At 70.7% G+C, this 18,539-nt stretch carries 13 protein-coding genes; 10 read left to right on the top strand and 3 right to left on the bottom strand.

Going from position 1 to position 18,539, the window contains the following annotated elements; translation table 11 throughout:
- Position 1 precedes the first annotated feature (1 nt).
- The 3 genes from PBV52_RS42160 to PBV52_RS42170 all read left to right on the top strand — a co-directional run bounded on the left by PBV52_RS42160 (position 2) and on the right by PBV52_RS42170 (position 5,262).
- Positions 2-1,216 (top strand): acetyl-CoA C-acetyltransferase, encoded by a 1,215-nt coding sequence (locus PBV52_RS42160; protein WP_274246312.1) that lies wholly within the window; start codon positions 2-4, stop codon positions 1,214-1,216.
- A 61-nt stretch (positions 1,217-1,277) separates the two neighbouring features.
- The gene (locus PBV52_RS42165) at positions 1,278-3,452 is read left to right on the top strand and encodes a 3-hydroxyacyl-CoA dehydrogenase NAD-binding domain-containing protein (RefSeq protein ID WP_274246313.1); all 2,175 of its coding nucleotides are present in this window, start codon (positions 1,278-1,280) and stop codon (positions 3,450-3,452) included.
- Between the two features lie 181 nt (positions 3,453-3,633).
- Positions 3,634-5,262 carry a thiamine pyrophosphate-binding protein gene (locus tag PBV52_RS42170; RefSeq protein ID WP_274246315.1) on the top strand — a complete coding sequence of 543 codons (1,629 nt, stop codon included), beginning with the start codon at positions 3,634-3,636 and terminating at the stop codon, positions 5,260-5,262.
- Positions 5,263-5,650: 388 nt separating this feature from the next.
- Here the strand turns inward: PBV52_RS42170 and PBV52_RS42175 are convergent, their stop codons facing one another.
- Positions 5,651-6,421: a MerR family transcriptional regulator gene (locus PBV52_RS42175; RefSeq protein WP_274246317.1), complete on the bottom strand. Its 771-nt coding sequence runs from the start codon at positions 6,419-6,421 to the stop codon at positions 5,651-5,653.
- A 229-nt stretch (positions 6,422-6,650) separates the two neighbouring features.
- Between PBV52_RS42175 and PBV52_RS42180 the strand changes: the two genes are divergently transcribed.
- Genes PBV52_RS42180 through PBV52_RS42190 form a run of 3 tightly spaced genes read left to right on the top strand, consistent with a single transcriptional unit; the run spans position 6,651 to position 9,590 of the window.
- Positions 6,651-8,117 carry an amino acid permease gene (locus PBV52_RS42180; RefSeq protein WP_274246319.1) on the top strand — a complete coding sequence of 489 codons (1,467 nt, stop codon included), beginning with the start codon at positions 6,651-6,653 and terminating at the stop codon, positions 8,115-8,117.
- Between the two features lie 40 nt (positions 8,118-8,157).
- The gene (locus PBV52_RS42185) at positions 8,158-8,646 is read left to right on the top strand and encodes a macro domain-containing protein (protein WP_274246320.1); all 489 of its coding nucleotides are present in this window, start codon (positions 8,158-8,160) and stop codon (positions 8,644-8,646) included.
- Positions 8,643-9,590, top strand: a complete 948-nt coding sequence (locus PBV52_RS42190; protein ID WP_274246322.1) for a PfkB family carbohydrate kinase — start codon at positions 8,643-8,645, stop codon at positions 9,588-9,590. The genes PBV52_RS42185 and PBV52_RS42190 overlap by 4 nt, the downstream gene beginning before the upstream one ends.
- A gap of 14 nt (positions 9,591-9,604) precedes the next feature.
- Here PBV52_RS42190 and PBV52_RS42195 read toward each other — a convergent pair whose 3' ends face one another.
- Positions 9,605-11,122 (bottom strand): M1 family metallopeptidase, encoded by a 1,518-nt coding sequence (locus PBV52_RS42195; protein ID WP_274246324.1) that lies wholly within the window; start codon positions 11,120-11,122, stop codon positions 9,605-9,607.
- A 208-nt stretch (positions 11,123-11,330) separates the two neighbouring features.
- Between PBV52_RS42195 and PBV52_RS42200 the strand changes: the two genes are divergently transcribed.
- The 3 genes from PBV52_RS42200 (at position 11,331) to PBV52_RS42210 (ending at position 16,346) form a co-directional block, all read left to right on the top strand.
- Positions 11,331-13,286 (top strand): Xaa-Pro dipeptidyl-peptidase, encoded by a 1,956-nt coding sequence (locus PBV52_RS42200; protein ID WP_274246326.1) that lies wholly within the window; start codon positions 11,331-11,333, stop codon positions 13,284-13,286.
- The gene (locus PBV52_RS42205; protein WP_274246328.1) at positions 13,283-14,554 is read left to right on the top strand and encodes a M14 family metallocarboxypeptidase; all 1,272 of its coding nucleotides are present in this window, start codon (positions 13,283-13,285) and stop codon (positions 14,552-14,554) included. The genes PBV52_RS42200 and PBV52_RS42205 overlap by 4 nt, the downstream gene beginning before the upstream one ends.
- 88 nt (positions 14,555-14,642) lie before the next feature.
- Entirely contained in the window at positions 14,643-16,346 is a 1,704-nt protein-coding gene (locus PBV52_RS42210; RefSeq protein ID WP_274246329.1) for a BCCT family transporter, read from the top strand.
- Between the two features lie 21 nt (positions 16,347-16,367).
- Here PBV52_RS42210 and PBV52_RS42215 read toward each other — a convergent pair whose 3' ends face one another.
- Positions 16,368-17,318, bottom strand: a complete 951-nt coding sequence (locus tag PBV52_RS42215; protein WP_274246331.1) for an FAD-dependent oxidoreductase — start codon at positions 17,316-17,318, stop codon at positions 16,368-16,370.
- A gap of 66 nt (positions 17,319-17,384) precedes the next feature.
- Here PBV52_RS42215 and PBV52_RS42220 point away from each other — a divergent pair, with 66 nt between their 5' ends.
- Positions 17,385-18,410 (top strand): oxidoreductase, encoded by a 1,026-nt coding sequence (locus tag PBV52_RS42220; protein ID WP_274246332.1) that lies wholly within the window; start codon positions 17,385-17,387, stop codon positions 18,408-18,410.
- Positions 18,411-18,539 lie beyond the last annotated feature (129 nt).

Below are 18,539 nucleotides of genomic sequence, written 5' to 3' on the forward strand. Positions count from 1 at the left end.
AGTGAGCACCGAAGCGTACGTGTACGACGCGATCCGCACCCCGCGCGGCCGCGGCAAGGCGAACGGCGCCCTGCACGGCACCAAGCCCATCGACCTGGTCGTAGGCCTGATCCACGAGCTCCGCGACCGCTTCCCCGGCCTGGACCCGGCCGCGATCGACGACATCGTGCTGGGTGTCGTCGGCCCGGTCGGCGACCAGGGCTCGGACATCGCCCGTATCGCCGCGATCGCCGCCGGGCTGCCGGACACCGTCGCGGGCGTGCAGGAGAACCGCTTCTGTGCGTCGGGTCTGGAGGCCGTGAACATGGCCGCCGCCAAGGTCCGTTCGGGCTTCGAGGACCTCGTCCTCGCAGGCGGTGTGGAGTCCATGTCCCGGGTGCCGATGGCCTCGGACGGCGGCGCCTGGTTCAACGACCCGATGACCAACCTCGCCGTCAACTTCGTGCCACAGGGCATCGGCGCCGACCTGATCGCCACCATCGAGGGCTTCTCGCGCCGCGACGTCGACGAGTACGCGGCCCTGTCCCAGGAGCGGGCGGCGACGGCCTGGAAGGAGGGCCGCTTCGACCGCTCGGTCGTCCCGGTCAAGGACCGCAGCGGCCTCGTCGTCCTCGACCACGACGAACACCTGCGCCCGGGCACGACCGCCGACTCCCTCGCCAAGCTGAAGCCGTCCTTCGCGGACATCGGCGACCTGGGCGGCTTCGACGCCGTGGCGCTGCAGAAGTACCACTGGGTCGAGAAGATCGACCACGTCCACCACGCGGGCAACTCCTCCGGCATCGTCGACGGCGCCTCGCTGGTCGCCATCGGCACCAAGGAGGTCGGCGAGCGCTACGGACTCACGCCCCGCGCGCGGATCGTCTCCGCCGCCGTCTCCGGCTCCGAGCCCACCATCATGCTCACCGGCCCCGCGCCCGCCACCCGCAAGGCGCTCGCCAAGGCCGGGCTGACCGTCGACGACATCGACCTCGTCGAGATCAACGAGGCCTTCGCCGCCGTCGTGCTGCGCTTCGTGCGGGACATGGGCCTCACCCTGGACAAGGTCAACGTCAACGGCGGCGCGATCGCCCTCGGCCACCCGCTCGGCGCGACCGGCGCGATGATCCTCGGCTCGCTCGTCGACGAACTGGAGCGCCAGGACAAGCGGTACGGCCTCGCCACGCTGTGCGTCGGCGGCGGCATGGGCATCGCCACGATCGTCGAGCGCATCTGATTTCCCAGCGGAATCGGCGGCACACCAAGAGACTTCAACGGCTTCTACGGAGACCCCCGTCATGACACAGAGCACCACCATCCGCTGGGAACAGGACCGTACCGGCGTCGTCACCCTCGTCCTCGACGACCCCAACCAGTCCGCGAACACCATGAACCAGGCGTTCCGCGACTCGCTCGCGGTGATCACCGACCGCCTGGAGGCCGAGAAGGACACCATCCGCGGTGTCATCATCACCTCCGCCAAGAAGACCTTCTTCGCCGGCGGCGACCTGCGCGACCTGATCCGGGTCACCCCCGAGACCGCGCAGGACCTCTTCGACGGCGGCATGGAGATCAAGCGCCACCTGCGGCGCATCGAGACCCTGGGCAAGCCGGTCGTCGCCGCGATGAACGGTGCGGCCCTGGGCGGCGGTTACGAGATCGCGCTCGCCTGCCACCACCGCATCGCCCTCGACGCGCCCGGCTCCAAGATCGGCTGCCCCGAGGTCACCCTCGGCCTGCTGCCGGGCGGTGGCGGCGTCGCACGCACCGTCCGCCTCCTCGGCATCGCCGACGCGCTGCTGAAGGTCCTGCTCCAGGGCACCCAGTACAACCCGCAGCGCGCCCTGCAGAACGGCCTGATCGACGACGTGGCCGCCACCCAGGAGGAACTGCTCGCCAAGGCCCGCGCCTTCATCGAGGCCAACCCCGAATCACAGCAGCCCTGGGACAAGCCGGGCTACAGGATCCCCGGCGGTACGCCCGCCAACCCCAAGTTCGCGGCGAACCTGCCCGCCTTCCCGGCCAACCTGCGCAAGCAGACGAACGGCGCCCCCTACCCGGCCCCACGCAACATCCTCGCGGCCGCCGTCGAGGGCTCGCAGGTCGACTTCGAGACGGCACAGGTCATCGAGGCCCGCTACTTCGTGGAGCTGGCGGCGGGCCAGACGTCCAAGAACATGATCCAGGCGTTCTTCTTCGACCTCCAGGCCGTCAACTCCGGCGCCAACCGCCCCAAGGGCGTCGAGCCGCGCCAGGTCCGCAAGGTCGCCGTCCTGGGGGCCGGGATGATGGGTGCGGGCATCGCCTACTCGTGCGCCCGCGCCGGCATCGAGGTGGTCCTGAAGGACGTGTCGCTCGAAGCCGCGGTCAAGGGCAAGGCCTACTCGGAGAAGCTGTGCGCGAAGGCGGTCTCCAGGGGCCGTACGGCGCAGGAGAAGGCCGACGCGCTGCTGGCGCGCATCACGCCGACGGCCGACCCCCAGGGCGTGGCCGGCTGTGACGCGGTCATCGAGGCCGTGTTCGAGAACCCGGAGCTCAAGCACAAGGTCTTCCAGGAGATCCAGGACATCGTCGCGCCGGACGCGCTGCTGTGCTCCAACACCTCCACGCTGCCGATCACCGCGCTGGCCGAGGGCGTCGAGCGTCAGGCCGACTTCATCGGACTGCACTTCTTCTCGCCCGTCGACAAGATGCCGCTGGTCGAGATCATCAAGGGCGAGCGTACGGGGGAGGAGGCGCTGGCCCGCGCCTTCGACCTGGTCCGCCAGATCAACAAGACACCGATCGTCGTCAACGACTCCCGCGGCTTCTTCACCTCCCGCGTCATCGGCCACTTCATCAACGAGGGCGTGGCGATGGTCGGCGAGGGCATCGAGCCCGCGTCGGTCGAACAGGCGGCGGCCCAGGCGGGCTACCCCGCCAAGGTCCTCTCCCTGATGGACGAACTGACGCTCACGCTGCCGCGCAAGATCCGGGGCGAGTCCAAGCGGGCCGTGGAGGAGGCGGGCGGCACCTGGACGTCCCACCCCGCCGAGGCCGTCATCGACCGCATGGTCGACGAGTTCGACCGCACGGGACGCAGCGCAGGCGCCGGCTTCTACGACTATGACGCCGACGGCAAGCGGACGGCTTTGTGGCCGGGCCTGCGCGAGCACTTCACACGCGAGGGTGCCGAGATCCCCTTCCGGGACATGCAGGAACGCATGCTGTTCTCCGAGGCGCTGGACACGGTCCGGCTCCTGGAGGAGGGCGTCCTGACGTCCGTCGCCGACGCCAACATCGGCTCCATCTTCGGCATCGGCTTCCCCGGCTGGACGGGCGGCGTCCTGCAGTACATCAACGGCTACGAGGGCGGCGGCCCCGGCTTCGTGGCACGCGCGCGTGAACTCGCCGAGCGGTACGGGGACCGCTTCACGCCGCCGGCGCTGCTGGTGGAGAAGGCGGAGAAGGGGGAGCGGTTCGAGGACGCGTGAGGCCGGGTGGCCCTGAACGGGCCTCGCCCTCAAACGCCGGAAGGGCTGAAATCAGCCCTTCCGAGCCCTCCCCCCACCCCTGTTCCGCTGACCGAGACGCCACTCTTGCCTTCGCGGGGCGAGGTCACCCACGCTGACGGGCACACCCGTAGCACGGTCCCCGTCCCCCGGAGGAGCCCTCATGGGATCCCGCCCTGCCCTCGCCCTCCTGGACATCCTGCGCGGCGAGGGCGTGGACCGCGTCTTCGGCAACCCGGGAACCACCGAACTGCCCTTCCTGGCAGCGCTCTCGGAGGCCGACGACGCCCCCGAATACGTCCTCGGCATCCACGAGGGCGCCGTCGTCTCCATGGCCGACGGCTACGCCCGCGGCACCGGCCGCCCCGCCTTCGTGAGCCTGCACATCGCGGCCGGCCTCGCCAACGGCCTGATCGGCCTGCTCAACGCCCGCCGCTCCCGCACCCCCCTCGTGGTGACGGCCGGCCAGCAGGACCGCCGCCACCTCCAGCAGGACCCGATGCTCTCGGGCGACCTTACGGGCCTCGCGGCCCCCGCGGTGAAGGCGACGTTCGACGTCCAGCACGCCCGAGACCTCCCGCTCGCCCTGCGCCGCGCCTTCGCGCTCGCCGTACGGCCGCCCGCGGGGCCCGTGTTCCTCTCCGTCCCCACGGATCTCCTCGCCGAGGACACCGAGATCGAGGTCCCGCCCCGCACCCCCACACCCGCACCGGGACCGGCCCCGGGCCTGGAACGCGCCGCCCTCCTGCTCGGCGACTCCACCCGCCCCGCGATCGTCGCCGGTGACGGCGTGGGCCGCGAGGACGCCCTCGGCGCACTCGTACGCACCGCGGAGGCCTGGGGCGCCACCGTCCACCACCAACCGATGGCCGACTGCCTGAACTTCCCGACCGCGCACCCCCTCCACGCCGGGATGCTGCCCCCGCGCCACGACGCCATCCGCGCCGCGCTCGCCGCGTACGACACCGTGCTGATCGCCGGCGCCCACGCCTTCACCCCGCACCACTACACCCCCGGCCCCGCCCTGCCGCCCGGACTCACCGTCGTACAACTGGACTCCGACCCGGACGAGATCGGCCGCAACTTCCCCGCCGACACCGGACTCGTCGGCTCCCTCGCCCCCTCCCTGCACCGCCTCGCCGAACTGCTCCGCGACCGCGTCCCCGACCACACCGCCAAGTCCCGCATCCTGCGCGCGGGCGAACGGCACGCCGCCGAGCGCGACCGCGCCGAGTCCGCGGCCCGCACCGCCTACTCCGAAGCCCCGCTCGCTCCGTGGGCCGCCGCCCACGCCGTGGCCCGGGGGCTGCCGCCCGACGCCGTGGTCGTCGAAGAGGCCATCACCGTCGGCCTGTTGTTACGCCGCCTCGTCCGCCTCGACCGCCCCGGCAGCTACACCCACACCGTCGGTGGCGGCCTCGGCTGGGGCATCGGCGCCGCCGTCGGCCGCGCGCTCGCCGAACCCGGCCGGCCGGTGGTCGCCGTCCTGGGCGACGGCTGCACGCTGTTCGGCCTGCAGGGCCTGTGGAGCGCCGCCCGGCAGGCCGCCCCCGTCCTGTTCGTGGTGATGAGCAACGGCGCCTACCGCACCGTCCAGGACACCTACGCGTCGATGGGCGGCCAGGGCGTCTGCCCGGGCACCGAACTGGGCCCACTGGACTTCACCCAGGCCGCGGGCTTCTTCGGCGTCGACGCGGTACGGGCTCGGAGCGCGACCCACTTGCGGGAACTGGTCTCCGGGGCGGGGGAGTTGACCCGGCCGCTCCTCGTCGACGTACCCCTACGAGCGTGACGCCGGCCCCTGCGCGCCGGCCCTGCCGAGCGCACACCCGAGGGCGCCCACCGCATTGGGCCCGGTCTCTGCATCCCTGGCCGGTCGGCGCCGTCCGAGCGCGAACTGTGCGACGCCGCACTGCCGTACCTGAAGGTCACAGGCCGCCGCGCCACCCCGATCGTCTCCCGCACCGGCGGCCGCCTGCCCGCCCACTGCACCGCGACCGGCAAGGTGTTCCTCCCCCTGACCCGGGCCCGCGGCTACGGCGTCAACCTGGAGGAGGCCGAGGTCGGCGCCGGGGTGTGTGCGGCGGCCCGGGCGCTGACGCGGACACGGTCAGGCTGAGGGCGGGCGATCAGTCGGCTCGGTCGCCGGCCACTGGGCGAAGACGCAGACCCTGAACGTGTCAGGCGGATCCGCGTTCCTCCGAGATGTCTTCGCCCGGCACGTCGCCGAGCCACTGCGTCAGTTCCTCCCTCAACGAGCGCTGAAAGGCCGTCAACAGGGCCTGCACCACCACGGGGTGCATGGAGGCGGACAGCGACTTCACGTCCTGCGCCGCACGCTCCGACACCTCCCCGCGGAAGAGCTGCGACAACTCGTGCGCGGCGGCACGTGAGTGCTCGATGAGGACCTTGCGCGCCGCGAGGATCGCCTCCTGCGACAGCGGTACGTCCAGCAGTCCCACGCCCAGCCGCAGCAGCCCGAGATCGACGCGGTAGTAGCCGGACCCGTCTGCGCCTCCGTCTCCCTCCCGGTCCCTGTCACCTGCCTCGACCACGCCCATCGCGGCCAGCCGCTCCACGTCGTCGTCGCCGAGCACCCGCCCCGCCCGCTGCTCCAGCTCCGCCCGCGTCACCGTCGCCACGGCCTCCGGCGCCCAGGAGGCCACCACGGCCCGGTGAATGGCGAGGTCATGGGCGTCCAGATCGGGTGGCAGCTGGTGCAGATACCGCTCGATGGCCGCCAGCGTCATGCCCTGCTGCTGCAACTCCTCGATGAGCGCCAGCCGGCCCAGATGCTCTCGCCCGTAGTGCCCCACTCTGCGCGGACCGATCACCGGGGGCGGCAGCAGCCCCTTGGTGCCGTAGAACCGCACCGTGCGGACCGTCACACCCGCCCGCGCGGCCAGCTCGTCGATCGTGAGGGTGGGCCCCTCGGTGGTGTCGGTCGTCATGTGCAGCAGTATCGCTGTCTCACCAGTGCTGTGACACCTCCTGCGGCGCGCGGGGCGGCGCGGGGCTGCCGTGTGAGATGTAACGCTCTGTGACGTACGCCACCGCGTGAGCCGTGCCTCTGGGGGAAGGTGACCCCTTGGTCTGCGCCTTTTACCGAGGTCGCAGGCCATACGTACGTCCGGACACCCGAGCGCGACCCGCTCGGGCGCACCAGAGAGTGGTACCCCCGTGAGCAAGGACGCCGTGAACACGGCAGTGGCCGCACCCCGTACCGACGCGGCCTCGATGCCCGCGGACGCGGGCGACGCCGGTTACAGCAAGGACCTCAAGGCCCGCCACGTCAACATGATCGCCATCGGCGGGGCCATCGGCACCGGCCTCTTCCTCGGCGCCGGCGGCCGCCTCCACAACGCGGGCCCGGCGCTGGCGATCGCCTACCTGGTCTGCGGCATCTTCGCCTTCTTCGTCGTCCGTGCCCTCGGCGAGCTGGTGCTCTACCGCCCCTCGTCCGGATCCTTCGTGTCGTACGCGCGCGAGTTCCTCGGCGAGAAGGGCGCCTACGTCGCCGGCTGGATGTACTTCCTGAACTGGTCGACGACCGGCATCGCCGACATCACCGCGATCGCGCTCTACACGCACTACTGGAGCATGTTCACCGACATCCCGCAGTGGGCGCTGGCCCTGGCCGCCCTCGCGGTGGTCCTGGCGGTGAACCTGATCTCGGTGAAGATCTTCGGCGAGATGGAGTTCTGGTTCGCGATCATCAAGGTCGCCACGCTCGTCGGCTTCATGCTGATCGGCATCTTCCTGCTCGCCACCCAGCACAAGGTCGGCGGCCAGACCCCCAGCCTTGACGTGATCACCGACCACGGCGGCGTCTTCCCGCACGGCCTGATGCCCGTCGTCCTCGTCATGCAGGGCGTGATCTTCGCGTACGCCGCCCTGGAGCTGGTCGGTGTCGCCGCGGGCGAGACCGCCGAGCCGGAGAAGATCGTCCCGCGCGCGGTGAACTCGATCATGTGGCGCGTGGGCCTGTTCTACGTCGGCTCGGTCGTCCTCCTCGCCCTCCTCCTCCCCGGCTCGGTCTACTCGGCCGACGAGAGCCCCTTCGTCACCGTCCTGTCGAAGATCGGCGTCGAGGGCGCGGGCGACGTGATGAACCTGGTGGTCCTGACGGCGGCGATGTCGTCGCTGAACTCCGGCCTGTACTCCACGGGCCGCATCCTCCGCTCGATGGCGATGGCGGGCTCGGCCCCGAAGTTCACCGCCCGCATGAACCGCAGCCAGGTCCCCTACGGCGGCATCCTGCTCACCTGCGCGGTGTGCGTGCTCGGCGTCGGCCTGAACTACCTCATGCCCAGCCAGGCCTTCGAGATCGTGCTGAACGTCGCCTCCCTCGGCATCATCTCGACCTGGGTGATCATCATGATCTGCCACCTGATCTTCGTCCGCCGCGCCAAGGCGGGCCTGCTCGCCCGACCGAGCTTCCGCCTCCCCGGCAGCCCGGTCACGGAGATCGTGACGATCGCCTTCCTCCTCTCCGTACTCGCCCTGATGTGGAACGACCCCGAGGTCGGCCGCAAGACCCTCCTCCTCATCCCGGTCATCGCGGCGATGCTGGTCGCCGGCTGGTTCGCGATCCGACGCCGGGTCGCGCGAGCGGAGGACCGGGAGCTGACCGAACTCACGAAGTAATCGACAGGCCGTTGTCAGTGGCGGCCTCTACGGTGGCGTCATGTCGGAGATCACGTATGTCCGGGGTGACGCCACCGTTCCGTCGGTGAAGGGCGTCAAGGTGATCGCCCATGTCTGCAACGACATCGGGGGATGGGGGAAGGGTTTCGTCCTGGCCGTGTCACGCCGCTGGACGGAGCCGGAGGCGGCCTACCGGGCCTGGCACCGCGACCGCGCGTCGAACGACTTCGGGCTGGGCGCCGCCCAGTTCGTGCAGGTCGAGCCGTATGTGTGGGTGGCGAACCTGATCGGGCAACGGGGGATACGCACAGGCAGCAAGGGCGTCCCGGTCCGGTACGAGGCGATCGACACGGCGCTGGCAAGGCTGGCCGACAAGGCGACCGAACTCGGCGCGTCCGTGCACATGCCGCGGATAGGGTGCGGGTTGGCCGGGGGCAAGTGGCCCCGCGTCGAGCCGTTGATCACCGATCGGCTTGTGCGGAGGGGAGTCGCCGTCACGGTCTACGACCATGGGGAGGGCGGAAGTTGAGCCGGGACATCGACGTGCTCGTGTTGGGCGGTGCCGGTGTGGACACCATCGTGTACGTCCCCGAGCTGCCCCTCCCGTACGCCGACAGCTACATGATCGACAGTGGGATCCGTACCCGCGCCGGTCAGACCGGGGACTTCGTGGCCGCCGGTCTGAGCGGCCTCGGCCTGCGCACCCACCACGTCGACTTCCTCGGCGAGGACCCCGAGGGCGACCTCGTCCGAGCCCTGCACCGCGAGCACGGCATCGCCCTGACCGCGATCCCGCAGCCCGCCGGCACCAAGCGCGCGGTCAACCTGGTCGGGCCGGACGGACGGCGGCTGTCCCTGTACGACACCAGCAGGGCACACGCGGACGACCGGTTCCCCGAGGACACACTGCGCACCCTCGCGGGGGCCGGCCGGCACGCGCATGTGTCGATCACCCACCCCTGCGCCCACGCCCTGCCCGCCCTCCGCGAGGCCGGCGTCACACTCTCCACCGACCTCCACAACTGGGACGGGGAGAACCCGTACCACGAGCCCTTCGCGTACGCGGCCGACGTGGTGTTCCTCTCCGCGGCCGCCCTGACCGACCCGGAGCGGACCATGCGCCGCATCGCCGAGCGGGGGAGAGCCGAGGTGGTCGTCGCCACCGCCGGAGCCGAGGGCGCTTCCCTCCTGACCGACGGCGTGCTCACACACGTTCCCCCGGTGGCTCCACCGGCGCCGGTGGTGGACTCCAACGGCGCCGGCGACGCCTTCGCGGCCGCCTTCCTCTTCGGCATGCTGTCCGGCGAGCCACCGCACCGATGCGCCCTGTACGGCGCGGTGGCCGGCGCCCATGCCTGCACGGTGCCGTCGACGGAGACGGACGCGATCGGACGGGACGAACTCCTCACGCGCGCGGCCTCGTTCGAGGCCCCTGAGGCCCCCAAGGCCGTTGGGGCTCCTAAGGCCTCCTAAGGCCCCCTAGGACGTCAGCGGTCGCCCTCGTGCTCGTGCCCGTGGTCGTGCACGCCGTTCGTAGCCGCGATCTTCTTCCAGGACTTCGGCTGCACCGGCTCCTTGGCCGACCTGGCGATGGACGCGCTGTGCGCCGCCGGAGCGGCCGGCTTCGACGGCTGGAACAGCCATGTGTCGAAGAGCGCCGCCAGCGGCTTCCCGGACACCTCCTCGGCGTACCGCTGGAAGTCGGCCACCGACGCGTTGCCGTAGGCGTACTTCTGCGTCCAGCCCTTGAGGATGGCGAAGAAGGCGTCGTCCCCGATCTCGTTGCGCAGCGCCTGCACAGTCAGCGCACCCCGGTCGTAGACCGCGATGTGGAACTGGTTCTCCGGCCCGGGGTCACCGGGCCGCACCTTCCAGAAGGCATCGCCGGCCGCACGCGAGGCGTACACGTAGTCGGCGATCTCCTGCGCCGTCCCCTCACCCTCGTGCTCCGACCACAGCCACTGCGCGTACCGGGCGAAGCCCTCGTTGATCCAGATGTCCTTCCAGTCCTTGACGGACACCAGGTCGCCGTACCACTGATGGGCGAGCTCATGGACGACGACGGAGGTGTTCGACCCGTTCGCGAAGTTCGCCGGGCTGTAGAACGGCCGGGTCTGCGTCTCCAGCGCGTATCCGGTGTCGGTGTTCGGCACATACCCGCCGAGCGCGTTGTAGGGGTACGGCCCGAAGTACCCGCTCAGCCAGTCGGCGATCTCCCCGGTCCGCTCGATGCTCGCCCGCGCCGCGCCGTAGTGGTCGCCCAGGTCCTTGCTGTAGGCGTTGATGACCGGAATGCCGCTCTCGCTGGTCCCCGTGGTCACGTCGAACTTGCCGACCGCGAGCGTGGCGAGATAGGTCGCCTGGGGCTTGTTCGAGCGCCAGTTGTAGCGGGTCCAGCCCAGCCGTGAACTCGTCGACTGCAGCGTGCCGTTGGAGATGGCCTGCGTGCCGTCGGGGACGAGCACCGAGACGTCGTACGTCGCCTTGTCGAGCGGGTGGTCGTTGCTCGGGAACCACCACCAGGCGGCCTCGGGCTCGTTCGCCCCGACACCGCCGTCCGGGGTGCGGTGCCAGCTGGTGAAGCCGTACGCCTGCTTCGACGACGGCACACCGCGGTAGCGCACGACGACCGTGACGGCCGTGCCCTTGGCCAGCGGGCTCTTCGGCGTGATCTCCAGCTCGTGTTCGCCCGACGTCGCGAACGACGCCTTCGCGCCGTTGACCCGGACCTCGCTGACGTCCAGCAGGAAGTCCAGATCGAAGCGGGACAGATCCTGCGTGGTCTTCGCCAGCAGGGTCGCCGTACCCTCCAACTCGTCCGTGGCCGGCTGGTACTTCAGCCGCAGGTCGTAGTGGGAGACGTCGTATCCGCCGTTGCCGTAGGCCGGGTAGTAGGGGTCGCCGATACCCGGAGCGCCGGGGGAGTTGCTCGCGGCCGATGCCGGGATCGCCAGCATCAAAGAGGCGGCTGCGAATGCGCCCGGCGCCATGATTCTGCGGTGCACGAAAGCTCCAAGTCGTAGGGGCCCGAAGTCTGTCCGGAGCCTATTCACCACCTGTGTCTCCGGTGTGTCCATGACCACTGCTGTCACACGATCGCCATTCGGCCGACATGAGCCGACCCGCCCCAGGGACGTTTATCGGCCACTGAGGACCTCATGGGTCATCAGCCTCCCTCTTCTGTACGGGAGTTGGCCGATGTACCGTCCGCGCATGCCGATACGCATGCGCTTCACGATCTGGAGACCGCTCGCGACGGTGGCCACGACCGCCCTCATGGCTACGTTCCTGACCCCCGCGACGGCGCACTCCGCCCCGTGGGAGAGCAGACCCGTCTACTCGTACGAGAACGCCATCCGCGAGGCCGTATGGGTGGACACCGGACTCGACCACGACCGCGACGGAAAGAGCGACCGCGTCGCCGTCGACATCGTCCGGCCCCGGGAGACGGACCGGCAGGGCCGCAAGATACCCGTCATCATGGACGCCAGCCCGTACTACTCCTGCTGCGGGCGCGGCAACGAGGGCCAGAAGAAGACGTACGACGCCCACGGGAACGTCGTGCAGATGCCCCTGTTCTACGACAACTACTTCGTGCCCCGCGGCTACGCCTTCGTCGGCGTCGACCTCGCCGGCACCAACCGCTCCGACGGCTGCGTGGACGTCGGCGGCCGCTCCGACATCCTCTCCGCGAAGGCCGTCGTCGACTGGCTCAACGGCCGCGCGACGGCGTACACGACCCGCACCGGCACCACCAAGGCCAAGGCGACGTGGACCAACGGCCGCACCGGCATGATCGGCAAGAGCTGGGACGGCACCATAGCCAACGGCGTCGCCGCCACCGGGGTCGAGGGCCTGAAGACCATCGTCCCGATCGGCGCCATCTCCTCCTGGTACGACTACTACTTCCAGCAGGGCGCCCCGCTGTTCGACTCCGGCCCCGACTGGCTCTCCGACTACGTCGAGAGCCCCGACGCCCGCGCCAAGTGCGGCGCCGTCCAGCAGATGATCGTCGACGGGGCCCCGCGCACCGGCGACTGGACGCCGCTGTGGACCGAGCGCGACTACGTGAAGGACGCGCGCAAGGTCAGGGCGAGCGTCTTCCTGATCCACGGCATGCAGGACCTCACCGTCCGTATGAAGCAGCTCGGTCAGTGGTGGGACGCCCTGGCGAAGAACGGCGTCGAGCGCAAGATCTGGCTCTCCCAGACTGGCCACGTCGACCCGTTCGACTTCCGCCGCGCGGAGTGGGTGCAGACCCTGCACCGCTGGTTCGACCACGAACTCCTCGGCTACGACAACGGCATCGACCGTGAGCCGATGGCCGACATCGAGCGCCACCCCGACCAGTGGGCCACCTCCAAGGCCTGGCCGCCGCGCGGCACCGACACCACCACCCTGCGCCCCGCCAAGGGCACCCAGGCCGGCGTCGGCGCCCTCGGCCTGCGCAAGGGCAACGACACCGAGACCTTCACCGACGACCCGCAGCACAGCGAGACCGACTGGGCCGCGTACATCGACCGGCCCACCCCCGACAAGGCGGGCTTCGTGACCAAGCCGCTCACCCGCCACCTGCGTGTGTCCGGCTCCTCCGAGGTCACCGTCACCGCGACCCCGAGCACCTCGACGGCCCACCTCTCCGCCGTCCTGGTCGACCTCGGCGCCGACACCATCCGCGACTACGCGACGAGCGGCGAGGGCATCGCCACGCTCACCGACCGCACCTGCTGGGGCGGGAGCACCACCGGCGACAGCGCCTGCTTCAAGGAGACCAAGGCGAAGACCGCCGACGTCGATTACACGGTCGTCAGCCGCGGCTGGGCCGACCTGGGGAACTACGCCTCCGACCTGAAGGGCGCAGCGCTCACGCCGGGCAGGCCTTACACCATCACCCTCGACCTGGCGGCCACCGACCACGTGGTCCCGGCGGGCCACCGCCTCGCCCTGATCATCGCCGGCACGGACAAGGACCTGATCGATCCTCCGTCGACCACGCCGACCCTCACACTCGACCTCTCCCGTACGAAGGCCCGCGTCCCGCTGGTCGGCGGCGCCCCCGCGTTCGCCCGCGCCACGACGGGCTCCGTGCCCGCAGCCGTCGAGGCCACGCCCCTCGACGGCGTGACCGCACCCCGCACCACCCACCGCATCCCGGAGGGAGGCCAGTGATCCGCATCCGAATCGTCACCCTCGTCGCGGCGGCCCTCGCCGCATCCCTCGTCGCCGTACCGGCCCACGCCGCCGACTCCCCGCCCCGCACCGGCTTCGAGCAGTCGAACGGCGCCAGATGGACCGGGCAATCCGAGGAACAGGACTTTCTCGCGGCCGTCGACCGGGGCAGCGACCGGGTCTCAGTCGGCCGCATCGGTACGACGAAACAGGGCCGGCCGCTCCACCTGGTCCGTATCGGCACCAGCCCCACCCCGAACAAGGTGCTGCTCATCTGCAGCCAGCACGGCGACGAACCCTCCGGCCGCGAGGCCTGCCTGTCCACCGTGCGCGACCTGGCGTACGCGAAGGACCGGCAGACCCGGCGCTTCCTGGAGCGCACCACCCTGCTGGTCGTGCCCACCGCCAACCCCGACGGCCGGGCCGCCGACACCCGCGGCAACAGCGACGGCGTGGACATCAACCGCGACCACATCGCGCTCCGGACCGCCGAGGGCCGCGCCATGGCCGCGGTCATCCGCGACCAGCGCCCCGACGTGGTCTACGACCTGCACGAGTACGGCGCCACACCCCCGTACTACGACAAGGACTTGTTCGACCTGTGGCCCCGCAACCTCAACACGGACACGCACGTCCACGACGAGGCGCAGGCCCTGTCCCAGTCGTACGTACGCCCCGCCGCCACGGGCGCCGGCTATTCGACCGGCACGTACGGCATCTGGACCGACCCGGTCACCGGCGATCCGATCCGGCAGGTCGCCGGTGACGGCCAGGAACGCATCCTGCGGAACATGTCCGGCGTCAAGCACGCGGTGGGCCTGCTCATCGAGAGTCGCGTCGACCCGCTCACCGATGAGGAGGAGGCCGACGAGGCGCTGAACAACCGGCGCCGGGTGAGCTCCCAACTCGCCGCGCTGGACGGCCTGTTCGAGTTCAGTGACGTCCGTCGCGGCCGGATCGAGGCGGCGACCGGCACGGCCCGGCTCGCCGGCTACGCCGACACCGGACCCGTCTACCTGGGCGGCGCCGACAACGACCCGCCCGAACCCGCCGAGGTGATCCAGGACCCGCCCTGCGGATACCGGCTCACCACCGACCAGTACACGCAGGTCAAGGACGAACTGGCCCTGCACGGAGTGAAGTCGAGGCCGACCGACACGGGCGCCCTGGTCCCGCTCCGCCAGTCCCTGCGCGCCCTCGTCCCGTTGCTCCTCGACGAGCGTGCCCCGTATCACCTCACAGCCGGTGAGCCTGACACCGACTGCTGAAACGGCTGCGATCGACGGGTTCTGTGGTAGGTCCTGGGAGACGATGTGGAACCGGCGTATCCACTGTTTCCAGGGGAAGGTGCCGCAGATGACTGAAGATCTCAAGAAGCGGGGTGGCCGGGAAGGTCCTCCGGACGTTTCCGGCCACCCGACCACGGACCGCGTGGTGTTCGGCGTCACCGCCGCCATCACCGTGGCCTTCGTGATCTGGGGCTGGGCGGCCGCGGACTCGCTGGAGAGCGTGTCCACGAAGATGCTCGACGGCCTGATCCACAACGGCGGCTGGGCCTTCATGCTCGCCGCATCGTGCTTCGTGGTCTTCGCGCTGTGGCTCGCGATCAGCCGCTACGGCCGCATCCACCTGGGCGCCGAGGGCGAGGAACCCGAGTTCAAGACCGTGTCCTGGGTCGCGATGATGTTCAGCGCCGGCATGGGCATCGGCCTGATGTTCTACGGCGTCAGCGAGCCGCTCTCGCACTACACGACCCCGCCTCCGGGCACGGACCCCGCCAACTCCGGCGAACGCATGGAGACGGCGATGGCCACCACCCTCTTCCACTGGACGCTGCACCCCTGGGCGATCTACGCGGTGGTCGGCCTCGGCATCGCCTACAGCACCTTTCGCAAGCGCCGGCGCCAGACCATCAGCGCGGTCTTCACCCCTCTGATCGGAGAGAAGCACGCGAACGGCACCGCGGGCCGGGTGATCGACATCCTCGCGATCATCGCCACCGTCTTCGGCTCCGCGGCCTCCCTGGGCCTGGGCGCGCTCCAGATCGGCTCCGGTTTCCAGGAGCTGGACTGGATGGACGACGTCAGCACCGGCCTGCTCGTCACGATCATCGCCGTGCTGACCCTGGCCTTCGTTCTCTCGGCCGTCTCCGGCATCGAGCGGGGCATCCAGTGGCTGTCCAACACCAACATGGTGCTCGCCCTGGTCCTCGCGGTCTTCGTGTTCCTCGCGGGCCCCACGATCATCGTGCTCGACCTGCTGCCCACCTCGATCTTCGCCTATCTCGGCGACCTGCCCCAGCTCGCCGGCCGTACCGAGGCCAGCGGCGGCGAGGGCGTCGCGGACTGGCTCGGCAGCTGGACCGTCTTCTACTGGGCCTGGTGGATCTCCTGGACGCCCTTCGTCGGCATGTTCATCGCCCGCATCAGCCGGGGCCGCACCATCCGGCAGTTCGTCGGCGGCGTCATCCTCGTGCCCAGCACCGTCAGCCTCGTCTGGTTCGCGATCTTCGGCGGCACGGCGATGAAGCTGAAGGAGGGCGGCGCGCTCGGCGGCGAGGACACCCCTGAGGGTCAACTCTTCGGCGTCCTGCAGGAGTTCCCCATCGCGACCGCCACCAGCCTGCTCGTGATGATCCTGGTCGGCATCTTCTTCGTCTCGGGAGCCGACGCCGCCTCCATCGTGATGGGCACGCTCTCCCAGAAGGGCGCCCTCGAACCCGGCCGCTTCGTGGTCGTGTTCTGGGGCGTGGTGACCGGGGCCGTCGCCGCCATCATGCTGCTCGTCGGCAGCGGTCAGGGCGACGCGCTCACCGGCCTGCAGAACCTCACGATCCTGGCCGCCGCGCCCTTCGTCCTGGTGATGATCGGCATGTGCGTCGCCCTCATGCGCGATCTGCGCCGGGACCCGGTCATCGTGCGCGGCGAGATGGGCTCCGAGGCCGTCGAGCTCGCCGTGATCGAGGGCCACAAGAGGTACGACGGCGACTTCGAGATCAAGGTCGGGCCGGGCCCCGGCACCGAAGCGGAGGGCGACCCGCTGGGCCACGACCACGGCTGAGAGCCCGTGAACGGTGTGCACTCAGGAGGAGGCGAGCCCGGCCGCCTCCTCCGCACACCCCCACGCCACGGTCACACCCGCCCCGCCGTGCCCGTAGTTGTGCACCAACACCCGTCCGCCCGGCAGTGCTTCACGCTCCAGCCGTACGGCGTCCCGCCCCGGCCGCAGCCCCACCCGGTGCGCCAGCACCCGCGCCCCCGCGATCTCCGGCCGCAGCGCCGCACACCGCCGTACGATCGCCTCGGCCACCCCCGGATCCGGCTCCGGCGACCAGTCGTCCTCGACCGCGGTACCGCCCAGGAGCAGCCGCCCGGGCTGCGGGAAGTAGTACGCCATCTCCCCGTCGGCGTCGGTCGAGGTCAGCCAGGTGCGGATGCCGGGGTTCTCCACGACGACCAGCTGCCCCCGCACGGGGCGCACGGACGCGTCCGGCACCAGCTCGCGGGCGCCGAGCCCCGTGCAGTTGACCACGACAGGCGCCTCGACCTCCCCGAAGCCGGACACCGACCGCGTCTCGATCACACCGCTCGCATCGAGGAACCGGTCCCGCAGCCACGGCAGAAACGTCGCCATGTCGATCACCGGCAGCCGCGCCCACAGCCCCGAACCGGCGTACTCCTCGGCCGTCGTCGCGCGCAGCCCCGGCAGCCGGGCCGTGGCCCACGCGTCCGCCTCGTCCAGGCTCGCCCCGCCCAGTACGCCTTCGACCATGCGTACGCCGGTCGGCTCGCTGCGCTCCGCCAGCTCCTCGTAGACATCCAGGGAGCGCAAGGCCCACGCCCGCGCCAGCGCGAGCGGCTCGATCCGGTACGGCCACCAAAGCGCCCCCGCAACCGCCGAGGTGGTCCCCTCGACGGGATCCCGCGTCCACACCCGCACGCGCGCACCACGTTCGGCCAGCACGAGGGCCGTAGTCAGCCCGATGACACCGCCGCCGACCACCACGACATCGTCCACCTGTTCGCTCCCCATGCTGGGACGTTAGCGGAATATGTCATGCCGTGCTCATATCGGTCCGGTCCTGGGGATACTCACAGCATGTCTGCCGAGTACGCGACCTTCGGCCTGGCACCGGCGATGCGTGCCGGTGGAGTCCTCGCCAACGGTGACTACCAGGTGCACCGGGACTTCGTGGACTTCATCGTCGACGGACGCCCGCTGCTGTTCCAGCTCTCCGACCTCGACGCCGTCTCCCCGCTCGCCTCCGACGTCCCGCCCGCCATCTTCACCGCCCAGGTCCGCAGCCTGCTCCTGGAGGCGGAGGCCCCGCTTCCAGGCGGCCGGTACGTCATCTACGGCTGCCCGGACTGCGAGGACCTCGCCTGTGGTGCCGTCACCGCGCTCATCGACAAGGACGGTGACGACTACATCTGGCGGGACTTCGCCTGGCAGACCGACGAACACGCCGACCTGGAGCTCAACGGCTACCACGGCATCGGGCCCTTCCGCTTCCACGGCGCCGAATACCGCACGGCGCTCGACTCCCTGCTCGCCGGCGACTCCGGGGCACCACGCCGCCGGGTGCTCCTCATCGGCGCCCGCGTCGCCCTCCTGGCCAAGCTCGCCGCCGCCCTGCGCACCATCGGCATCGGCGCCGACATCACCCATGACGTGGGCGGCGTCCCCGCCGACGAACTGCGCGCCTACGGCGCCGTCGCCTTCGGACGGGCGATCGGACAGGAGCAGCGCACCGCCGTGCGCCGCGCCTTCGCGGACGCCGGAGTCGACGTGACCTACGTCGACGGGCTCGCACCGATCGTGCCGTTGCTGGTCGCGCAGATCGAACACGCCCTGGACCGCAGCCCTGCCGAACAGCGCCGCCTGACCCGCCTGGTGGCCGCCGACGGCGAGGCGGGCGTCGAGGTCACCTCCCCCTGCCGGGTCCGCCTCACCGCGTACCGCCTCGACCGCCTGTACCGCACCCACACCCACGAGGTCTTCGACGGCATCCTGGAACCGGGCCGCCATCGCATCGCGCTGGACGCGAAGGCGGTCAAGGGGGAGTCGTTCGTGGTGGCGCGGACGTCGGGGAGTGTGCTGGTGGAGGCGGTCGCGCTCAGCTAGGTGCCGCGATGAGGTGGGTGCCGCTTCATGCCGTCGGTTGTCTGCGGGCCCGTTCTGGCTGGTCGCGCAGTTCCCCGCGCCCCTTACGGGGCGCCAAGCGCCCGGTGATCTTGTGCCCCGGAATATCGA

The organism is Streptomyces sp. T12, assembly GCF_028736035.1.
GTDB lineage: Bacteria > Actinomycetota > Actinomycetes > Streptomycetales > Streptomycetaceae > Streptomyces.

What these genes read in the sequence shown, in the direction of transcription:
- PBV52_RS42200 (WP_274246326.1), top strand. Translation starts at nt 11,331, where the DNA reads ATGCCGATACGCATGCGCTTCACGATCTGGAGACCGCTCGCGACGGTG.
- PBV52_RS42185 (WP_274246320.1), top strand. Translation starts at nt 8,158, where the DNA reads ATGTCGGAGATCACGTATGTCCGGGGTGACGCCACCGTTCCGTCGGTG.
- PBV52_RS42215 (WP_274246331.1), bottom strand. Translation starts at nt 17,318, where the DNA reads ATGGGGAGCGAACAGGTGGACGATGTCGTGGTGGTCGGCGGCGGTGTC.
- PBV52_RS42175 (WP_274246317.1), bottom strand. Translation starts at nt 6,421, where the DNA reads ATGACGACCGACACCACCGAGGGGCCCACCCTCACGATCGACGAGCTG.
- PBV52_RS42170 (WP_274246315.1), top strand. Translation starts at nt 3,634, where the DNA reads ATGGGATCCCGCCCTGCCCTCGCCCTCCTGGACATCCTGCGCGGCGAG.
- PBV52_RS42220 (WP_274246332.1), top strand. Translation starts at nt 17,385, where the DNA reads ATGTCTGCCGAGTACGCGACCTTCGGCCTGGCACCGGCGATGCGTGCC.
- PBV52_RS42210 (WP_274246329.1), top strand. Translation starts at nt 14,643, where the DNA reads ATGACTGAAGATCTCAAGAAGCGGGGTGGCCGGGAAGGTCCTCCGGAC.
- PBV52_RS42165 (WP_274246313.1), top strand. Translation starts at nt 1,278, where the DNA reads ATGACACAGAGCACCACCATCCGCTGGGAACAGGACCGTACCGGCGTC.